The following is a 10,344-nucleotide window of genomic DNA, read 5'->3' on the forward strand; positions in this document are numbered from 1 at the left end:
GTCTGCCTCCATCAACCAACAACACTGCCAGTATCCAGCCAATAGCTGTCTTCACCAATTCCCTGTGTCAACAAGGTGAAAAGGCGGATCTTCAGGGCATCCCGGCTGAATGTCTGCCCGTCGCGATCACCTCCTCTCACTGAAATCCGGCTGATTTCCAGTTTTTCAGCCCGACCGCGACCGGGGCGCAAGGTAACATCCAGCACCGTGGCATCGCCCTGGCCAGCACCATACAAAGCCGTATCAGCCTTGCGATTGTTTCTGTTGAAATCAATCAGGTATAATGGGCTTGCCCCCCAACGCGGGACGGAAATCTGGCGAAATCCAAGAAGGGTCCGCCCCCGGATTTCAAAGCTGACATCCTCGGGCAACTGATAGTCAGGATTATCCCAGTCAATATCGCGATAATAGACATCCTCGTCCTTGATGAGACGATTGCTGTCCATCAAGCCAACATGACGCACGGTGGAATACAAACGGAATACATTGGAACGGAAGAAGAAGCCGGGAATACGCCCCTGTCCCAGAACACACAGCATGGCCCCGACAGATGCTGTTGTCTTGGGGTCATTGATGCAGGCATTACGGTGGAAGGGATACCACGTTCCCGTCCGATAACCATGCAGAGCCACCAGACGATCAGGAGGTAACGCAAGCAAACTGCGGAACAGGGCCTGTACGCCCGGCAAGCGGGATGGACGCCCTGACAAAAGCAGGACATCGCAGTCATATGCATAAACAAGTTCACACAAAGCCTGCACCGGCTTGCAGATCTCCATACCGCCGCTCAGAAACAAGCGGTGCAAGCGCCCCGGGTCGACAACAAGACGAACGGCCAAGAGGTTGAAGGGTAGCCCTCCTCCCCCTTCTGCACGTGCGACACCGGCAGCAAACCAGCCATGCAAATCTTCAGGCACGGCAGGATCACCCTGTCCGTCGTCTGCCAACAGTTCTGCTACTGTCAAAGACTGTACATCTGCCCCGACAACGGGGTCATGAGCCTCACACCTTTTCAGAACCTGCAAGGCCAAGGGATAAAGAACCTGGAGTGTCAGCTGCTGGCGCTTGACCTGATCGGGCACTGGAACAGCCTCGTTCCCGGCAAGACGCGACAGGACAACCGCCGGCGTTACAACCCCGTGATCCTTCAGAGCTTGCTCAAAGGCAGGAAGGATCACCTTGCGAATCACATCAAGAACAATATCATCCCCGGCGATCTTAAAGCCATCGCGGAACCGCTGTTCCGGCAGGATATAAACATTCCCCCCGCGGCCATCATCCAAAGTGTAGTCTGTCACCACAAGATCGGTCGTACCGCCACCAATATCGATTGTTGCAACCCGCAGGCGACGTCCTGGATCATCGCCACGGGGTTTGCGCATGACGTGGAAGAAGTCTTCCGGTCTGCCACCGAAATTGTTGACCGTTTCCGAATACAGCCATACAGCCTGCGCACACGTGGCCTCATCCCACTGGATACGCCGCTCGGGCAAGGGGGGCCAGCATGCGTCCTGCTGTTCCCGGGTATTGGTGTCCGGGTCTCCCGGGAACCATCCCATAGAGCGCCAAACAAGACCAACGGCCTGTTCCAGGGCATCGTGAAAAATCTGTTGCTCCGGACGGGGCATGGAGGGAGGAACCGTCAGAATAACAGAACGAAGACAGCGTGGCAGGTTGGCATGGCTCATCTTTAGACGTTGGCCAGTACTGTTCATCTGTACCAGAGCCTGAACCAGCACCTCAGCCAACATGAATGTCATCAGCGCACTGCGACTGTAGTGCGGCACAAAAACCTGGATCTGTTCCTCTGGCGGCAGGGTAAAAAGCGCTTTTCCCTCTTCATTGATCAGGTTCCCGAAAGGAGCCGCCGTTGCCAAGGGTTCTGATTCAGAGCGGTTGAAAGCATCGTTGAAACGCCAGCCAGACTCATAGCGTTCGTCATCCCACAAATACCGCTTTGGGCTTGAAAGGCCGGTTGACCCCTCACTGCCCTTTCGTCGCGCAGCCAACCGTGCGGCCTCGGGCCCGACACGGGCAAGGGTTGGCCACAGGAATGCATCATTACGGCCCGAGAAAACCGACTGGTCAACCCGGCCAAAACTTGCCTCGGCAAACTCCAGGCGACTTTCAAAGGGGTCTGTACACACCTGATGGGCACGCCCCAGATCCCGCAGTTCAAGCGTATAACTCAATTTCAAGCCGTTTGCCTGCTGGGGATGATCCTCGATCAGAATGCCGCAGGTGCGTGAATTACCAACATCCAGAACCATATCAACCGGAATGGACGGCAAAACATCATCGGAACGATTGGACAGGATCTTGATGCGAGGGGGACGAACCAAGGACCCAATCAAACTTATGATATTCAGATAATGGGTATAGTGCAGACCCGCTTTGATGCCTGCCTCAATGTCCTCACGCGACAGGCGCAGCCGGGCGACCGCACTGTCCGAAAACTCCTGCTCCAGCCAGCCGGAAACCCACCTCTGGGCCATAAACCAGGCAGGATCCTCACCCTGCCAAGCCAAGGAAAAACGCACGCCCCCTTCAACATCACCCAACGTTGGTGCCAGATAGGCTGTACCCACACGTTCCTCTGTTACACTGGTATCAAAGGCCAGAACAAGACGGTGTGTATATCCATCGCGGTCCTGTCCAGTTTCAAGGGGAAACAGGCGGGCACGAGCCCAATTAGCCGGCCCTTGGACAAACGTTGTGGCCTGCTGTCGCAGGAACGGGACAGGAAGCCACGTATCAGACAGCAGGGTAAGACTGTCTCTGACAGACGTCTCAAGTTCCGGATGATCCTGCATCGGCAGACGTGACCGGGGATGAAGTGTTGCATCCCGCACAGGATCAGCCTCCAGCCGAACAGGTACCGGGCTCTCCGCCACCCGGGCGAAACGACCGGGGGCCTCACGGCGGGCATCAAGCGTCAAACCAAAATCCACAAACTGGATCCCGGTTCGCATAATCAGCGTGATTTCCTCTTCCGACCGCCGGGTAACATCCGCCAGCATGGCTATCCTTTCACAGAAACTCAGGGCCATATTTCTATAAACATTCGGGTAGGTTGATCAGTGACCGGACTGACGCCCTATATCAACATGGTACTGTGCTCCATCGGGATTAACCCCCTGACACCGGGCCTTGCCGTTTGTATCACGATCACACACAACCTGTGACGGCGCAAACTCGCGACCATCGGGACAGCGGACAGATTCTGCTTGATCGATGTGCAGACGCCCCTGGTTCATACGAGCGTTTCCGGGACCTGTACAAACCACGCCGTCGCCGCGACGAATGGTCATGGTTCCAACACCTTTGTCAAAAGAATATTCCACGTCCAGAGGCAAACTGGTAGCACCATCAACCAAACCGGTATGGGAACGCCATGTTCCATTGAGGAAATCAGTCTGTCCGCTTTGCAGCGCATCCGGTGGAATATGCAGGGCTTTTGCACCAGAGGAAGCTTCATCCAGCGAAACAGACGGCGGTGAGCTTCCCTCCTCTGGTGATGATCCGGATTTGTCGGTTTCATCTGCTCTGTCTGTAGGCGAGGACTCAGGGGGAGAATCACCCTGTCCTTTATCAGGCAGTTCCGACTCGCTGGGTGGAGAAGTGGCTGTCACGTCACCTTGTTCCGGATCAAGGGCAACCGCTTTTCCACTGGTACCATCGATGACAATAGCCTGCCGAGGTGGAAGAAAGGGAATAATGGAGTGTTGCTCCTCAAGAACAGTCCCCAGCAGCCAAGACGGCAACAAGTCCCTCTGTTCCTCAGGAAGGGACAACGCCCACCACCGCATAAACCAGATCAGAAGCAGCAGAAACAGCAGAACAAGCGGAACCGCCAACAGAAACCACAACCACCACGGCCACCCAAACCTAGCTGGCTGGGCCGTTGGCACAGATGCTATCGGGGTTTGCGCAGGGGACAAGGAAAGACCGGTCAAAACATCTCTCCCACCCGGTACAGCCAATGGCGAGAAACCCCAGAATGTCACCACAGGCTGCCCATCCACCAAGTAGATATGCGTTTCATCCGGAATAAACAGGGCAAACGGCAACAAGCGGGCAAACAGCTCCAGGTCTCTGGACAGTGCTGGCCGATCCGCCAGAAGACCCGCATGGGATAAAACACGGTGACGTGCAGACTGAAGCCCTGGGAGGACTGCTTGCTGCTCCTGTAAAGTCGCCGCAGACCAAGGTATAACCCTTGAGCCTGCAGGCGCATACCAGTCGATTGTCACACCATCAGCCCTGATTTGGGGAATCGCCATCAGGGAGGCAACATCATCTCCGATCTGACGTCTGATGGTTGACCGCATCTGCAAGGCTGTCGAGAACAAGGATGTTCCGGAAATACCCAGCATACAAAAATCACGCAGAGAACCTGTTCGCAACAGCGGACCTGTATCATTCTGATCATGTGCCATTGTATCCCTGCCCCGGGTTCTATCAGCTTTCAATGTTGTCATTTCATTCACACCCCTGCGGTACAGGTGTATGGCCACTTGCAGCGCGGAACAAATCATCCCAGCTTTGGCCGTCCTTTGGAAGGATCAGCTTTCCCCCCGTCGTTTCGGCCATACATCGCCCATCACCGGAACCATCAACGCTGATAACATTAATGCGGATGTTGGGCTTCCGTGCCTTCAGGTCACGGGCAACGGCACAAGGATCGCCCCCGCAACTGTCTTCACCGTCAGTAACAACAACAATAGTTCCGGGCACCCTGACCCCATCAAGCATGGTTCCGGCACGTTCCAGACCACGAGCCAGAGGCGTACCTTGACGGGGTGTGATCGAACGCAGTTGTTCCAACAAACGGGTTCTCTCGTCAGCTTTGAAGAACTTGTAATTATCTGTTCCCTCGCAGCGCCCAAAAACCAGAAGACCAAGATCAATATGACGGGGTAGTGTCTTGGTCAAATCTGCCACTGCATCTTTGGCTGCATCAAGACGAGACCTGCCGCCCTGTAACTTCGAAAGCGCAAAGCTGTTCCCACCCATAACCTGCCGCATGAGCATCTGAACCTGCGAGGGTTTCAAGTCTGCTGACAAACCCATACTGCCTGACGCATCAAGCAAGACAGCCACTTCGGGATTCTCCCACGCTTTTGGTTTGGGAGGACAAGAGGCAGGCCGCGTATTCTTGTTTGCCCGTTCTTTTGGGGTATCATCGGTCCTGCTTGGCAATACAGGCGGTTTCACAGCTGGAGCCGGTGGTTTTACAACCTCTTCAACCGGATTCAGATAACCAGGAGAAGGAATGGTAGATGCTGGGGCAGGCAAATCCAGCATCGCATTTTGATCAGGTACACGACACTCGGCTAAACGGCGCATAACCTCACGTTCAGCATCAAGAATATCTGCTATCAATGCATTATGATCCTCTTCTGCCACAGGTGCCTGCTCTACCTCTTCACCTGTCGAGGGAAGAAGACCATTACACCGGTACAGAAAAAGACTGATCAAAAGCAACAATAACAGGATAGCAAGCAACCACAGCCACCAGCGATGTCCTGAAGCAACAGAGCCTGTATTATAGAATACGGGTAGATTCAATCCAGAACCTGCATATCCCCATCCAACAATAACCGGCTGACCATTTTGCACCAGAACCTGATCAGACCCGGGAGTTACAGTCACTTTCTCAATCAAGTCCGCAAAAGCAACGTTGCCAGAAAGGCGGTAACGTTCCCCTAACTGCCGTACAAGCCCCAACCTCTGGAACAAAAGATCACGAACCCGATTTTGTTCAGGCAACGTTAAGGAGGACAACAGGACAGGCTGTCCCGGAAGGGACGACCACCATTCCAAGTCTTTCCCATCATCCGATAACAATGGCTCTGCAAACAATCCCGGAATGGTATCGGGAAATGCCGGTGAAAGGATCGCTGTTAATTCCAGCCAACTACGTTGGCGATAAGATAATGGATCAGATTCGCTCCCGACAAGCCAACGTGTTGGCTCACAACGACACAGTCGCACGCGCACAGACATGCTGGTTCAGCTTTCTCTTCTTGCAACGATTGCAGGTTTATGGGGAAAGCTTGTCACATACAACACTCCAGCCTGTTTCATATTAGTTATAATTCAGGATTCGTGTCGGGGTTATCCTGATCACTCAGGAATATCGCTTATCCCGCCTCCGAGGCCAACCAATTATCTATGGCCTTCTGTAGCTTTGGTGACGCCAAGGCCTTACCGCGTTCCAGCTTGGATAAATAACCCTGCTTTATGCCCAGAATTTCTGCAACCTGCATTTGGCTTTGTCCTGTTCTCTTACGATGGGACTTAATCGCTTCAGCCAACCCATCGGGGGACACCTTGTGTTTGGCCGCAAGCGGGGAAATAACCTGAAGGGCTTTACCGGACGGAACATCACGGGACAATTGCCTGTAGTAGTCCTTGACCTCATCCGGGGCTTCTATTGCTATGGTTGCAAGAACCCATTCCTGTCCCCACCCGCGCTTTTCAATAATTTTTTCGTTCCAACGGTCATACTGCCACCCGGCAATGACACCATCAGCTTGCAACTGCTCCAGTGCTTTTTCGAGCCTAGCCCGTGTTTTTGATGGATAGCGTTCGTTGACAACTTCTCCCACAGCATCAAGAAGAGTCTGAACACGATAGACCTGAACGAACTGACCCGTTCTGGCAATGGCCCGCCAATGCCATGAAACATAGCGGGTGAGTCGTTTTTCCCATTTCCGCCTATATGGATCATACTGTAACGCCTTGCGAAACAATAATCCTGTCTGCCGACCAGACCCGAATAAAAAGCTGGCAAATGCTTTGCCCGGACGGAATATGAACCGTTCAACGTCCATATAACCATCCAGCCTGATTTGGCCCATACGATCCGTGATAATAAAAGGGCGGCTCTGCAACGTCTTGGTTACAGGCTTTTTCGATCTTCCCCCCTTGGGGTCATTCTCGTAAACTTTGACTTCGGCAATATTGAGCCAAATGTTCTGAATATGGCTTAGAGCACGGATAATCTCTTCCCGTTGTTCAGGTTCATATCCTCCTCGCCGACCTTGCCCACCTCGCTTGGGCTTCAGGCCACGCATAGAGAGAATTTCATCAACATCAGCAATCGCCCCATCTTCAGGGGTTCTGGCTTGATTAAGATAAATAGCACACAGGGCATCCAGAGCATCCGCGTCAATATCTGATAATTCTGACTGTTGCTTCCACATTGTCTGCGCCCACGCCTGAACCTGGTCACGAGGTAAATGAGGATCATGTTCAACAACAGGGGGACGAAGCTGGGCATATCCTGTTGATCCACCACGGGTTAACTCGGCTGTGGGCCAAGGGGTACCATCAACTCGACGAAAGGTATTTTTATAAAGGGCTTCTCGTAAACCTTGAAAGTGGCCTGAAGAGAGGACCACTAGCATATCGCGGGGTAGTCCCGGGCGTATATCATGGCCAGGATCCCGGATACCTAGTATTTCTTCCAGATATGGCAATGGCTTATGAGGAGGAGATAACAACTCAGCGATAGCCTGTGCAGCTTCCTCGGCATAGACACCGATCAGGCTTCCTATCATATCTGATGTAACGGGAACAGAGCGCCTCTCGTCCTCTGCCTTCCAAGATGAAGCATTCAACACAAGCCAACGGGCAAGTTTTGACAGGTATGCCTTTTCACGGACCATGTCTTCAGCCATGCGCCGACATACGAGCTGAGTGCTCTTGAAATTAATTTCTCGTTCTTCCGGAGCTCCGTGTGTTTCCTTGATATAACACTCAATCAAGCTCTTTTGTATAACTGCTTCAAGAACATCAAGGATACCATTTGTGCTCTTTTCAAGGGCATCACAGACATCTCTTGTCAGCTGCTCCTTGTCATCATCGTCGAGATCAGGGCCAAGGACAAAACCAGCAATTACAACTTTAACGGGATAAAGTGTCTGATCATCATGACGCATGGCAGAACTGTCAATCACAACCCGACGACCGTCATGAAGTGTAATCTTCAAGGACTCGGCTTCAGCTGTATCCCTCACAAGTCTATCCTTCCAGTTGCCGGATAATAACACTTATTACGACAATGAACTGCTGGGTACAAAGGAACAATGCCTCCGTATGCTTTCTATCAGACTTTTTCTCTTTTACGCAGTGCATGGAAACTGGCAAGAGCATTAAGCTGACCTGATGGTCGCAGAAGCATTCCCGCCAGGAAAGCCGGCCTACTTTTATAAATATATTCTTGGGGTTTCATTGCAGCTACAGCAACAGCAAACGTTACCTGTAAAGAACCATGTTGTTGGCAGCCTGTTTTCCAAGTCCATTCGGATACTCCTAACTGATGTGCCAAAATCCTTGCCGCATGAAACCATTGGTCAGGCTTCGCATTTTCAGGACTTTCAAGAAACTGGGACACAATAACAGCGGACAGGGGTTTGCAAAAACTCTTCAGGAGATCCGTTTGCGACTTTCTGAGAGACGTTAATGGTTTTGCTGCTACCTCTATAAAGCCAGGTAAGAGAGGATCGGAAGAGCTTCCCGTAGAGCCGACTACTTTTTTTGCCAAGCTTATTTTTGTTTTGTTTTCTTTTGTAGATATATGGTGGAAACCGGTTTCCTGCTGGCCGGAATTAACTTCATAAACACTACACATACACGACCATGTTAGCATATGAACATATCCTGCAGAGTCGATCATATTCCTCTCTAGGTTAAGTATATCCTGTTCAATACGAGCTTGCTCGTTAACCGACGCTGATGAAAACCGATTGTAAAGACATAAAAACTGATCAAAAAGCTGCTCTGATTGCAAAAGGGCATGGTGAGCTGTCTCTAACGTCTTTTGAAGAGCAATATTATCAGGATGTTCCCACAACAAAACATCCAACGCATCAACAGCCGTACGAATATCTTGCAAAGCCGCACCGATAGAACGCCTCTGGCTTTTCAACCTGTTGCGTTGCGCTTTTAATTCTTGGGCAAGGTCTTGAAATTCTTTGTGTTTCTCAACAACAGGCGCTAAATTTATTCCATAAGCTGAGACAATTGAACCATCCGCAGCCCTGACAGGAGTACGACGGTTTCCAGGGCCCCGCTCGATGGAAATAAATCCTGCTTTCTCGAGTGCAGACAGGTGGTTGCGTACTGTCCGTTCACTGACACCCAGGCACCCGGCTAATTCCGCATTACCAGGAAAAACGAGTGGCGAACATCCGGACGTCCAATCGCTTGACGAGGAATAGTCAAACAAAAGCTCCAATGTTGAGAGCGCCTCACGGGAAAATGGAAGGTAATTCCCGCAACGGCGGAAAGGCTCCAACAGTTGTTTTGGATGATAAATCCTTTCAGGAAGACCTTTCCAAGTTGCTACGGCAACAGCCGCATCAAAATGGCCATAGGCCTTGCGGACATGCCCCGTTGGTGCTGGCTTGGCACAACCAGCAGAACGATATTGTGAAACACTCACGTCTCAACTCCTTGCCGTCTTTAACCGCGAGGACGCCAAGAGGCTGCTTCATTTTGACATAACCAAGAGGGTAGTACAGGCACTACCTAACGGCTCTTCCTTGTGCTACAAGGAAAGTGTGTGAGCCCTGATTAAGCATGCAGCGAACTCTTTGTCTGCGGCTTTGTGTGAAGGGATCTTCGGGTGGTTGACGTCTCGCACACGTCAACCACCCGTCATATGTTTTTTGGAATCATCTTTTTCTCCCTACTCTGCGCAATGACTCCAGATCCAGCTGCTAACACCGGCTCTAGTGCGATGTAGGAAATAACATGCTTACCCTGATAGACTTCGAGTGGATTGGTCCCGTAAAATTAATAAATGTTTTAGGAAGGAATATCCTGTACAAAAGAGTACGTATAACATGCTGTTTTATAGAAACTATCCTTGATAATCGAGAAAAGTCTGCGTGAAGTTTGCCCCCGATTTTGGGGCATGATCACCTCGACTCTTTCTACATATAACCCCGATTCATAAAAAGCAGAAACTTAACGCCTTGTCATATACGGTCACGATAACCCCAACATTATTCCTTCAAGGAATATATGGAGTGATCTGATATATAAGAGAAAAGGTGATAATGGTCTTGATGGACCCGACTATATTCTCACGATCACATCCATGAATATACCTCTTGTCGAGGTTATAAGTAACATGCCCACCCCGCAGGAACAGGCATGTGGCAGGATGAATTGTACAGAAACAAAAATCTAGGCTCCACACCCAATCATGGTATTGCTCGTGGTCTGCGGATCAGATTCATACCCTTCAATCGGGAGATTGGAGGCATGAATGGCCCACCTGTTTTGGCTTTCGGACGCCCGATGGGCGGCGATAGAGCCGCATTTTCC

At 51.4% G+C, this 10,344-nt stretch carries 5 protein-coding genes; all 5 read right to left on the minus strand.

Features of this window, described 5'->3' with window-relative positions:
• Positions 1 to 11: 11 nt before the first annotated feature.
• Positions 12 to 3,020, minus strand: coding sequence for a virulence factor SrfB (locus HEQ61_RS10565; protein ID WP_168020061.1), 3,009 nt, complete (start codon positions 3,018 to 3,020; stop codon positions 12 to 14).
• Between the two features lie 57 nt (positions 3,021 to 3,077).
• Positions 3,078 to 4,439 (minus strand): SrfA family protein, encoded by a 1,362-nt coding sequence (locus HEQ61_RS10570; protein WP_168020059.1) that lies wholly within the window; start codon positions 4,437 to 4,439, stop codon positions 3,078 to 3,080.
• Between the two features lie 43 nt (positions 4,440 to 4,482).
• On the minus strand, positions 4,483 to 6,009 hold the full coding sequence (locus tag HEQ61_RS10575; RefSeq protein WP_168020057.1) for a VWA domain-containing protein: 1,527 nt from the start codon (positions 6,007 to 6,009) through the stop codon (positions 4,483 to 4,485).
• Positions 6,010 to 6,146: 137 nt separating this feature from the next.
• Complete coding sequence (locus HEQ61_RS10580) at positions 6,147 to 8,027, minus strand: helix-turn-helix domain-containing protein (protein WP_209315648.1); 1,881 nt, start codon at positions 8,025 to 8,027, stop codon at positions 6,147 to 6,149.
• An 89-nt stretch (positions 8,028 to 8,116) separates the two neighbouring features.
• Positions 8,117 to 9,454, minus strand: coding sequence for a helix-turn-helix domain-containing protein (locus HEQ61_RS10585; RefSeq protein WP_168020055.1), 1,338 nt, complete (start codon positions 9,452 to 9,454; stop codon positions 8,117 to 8,119).
• Positions 9,455 to 10,344 lie beyond the last annotated feature (890 nt).

It is taken from the genome of Haematospirillum sp. H4485 (assembly GCF_012102745.1).
Classification (GTDB): domain Bacteria; phylum Pseudomonadota; class Alphaproteobacteria; order Rhodospirillales; family Rhodospirillaceae; genus Haematospirillum.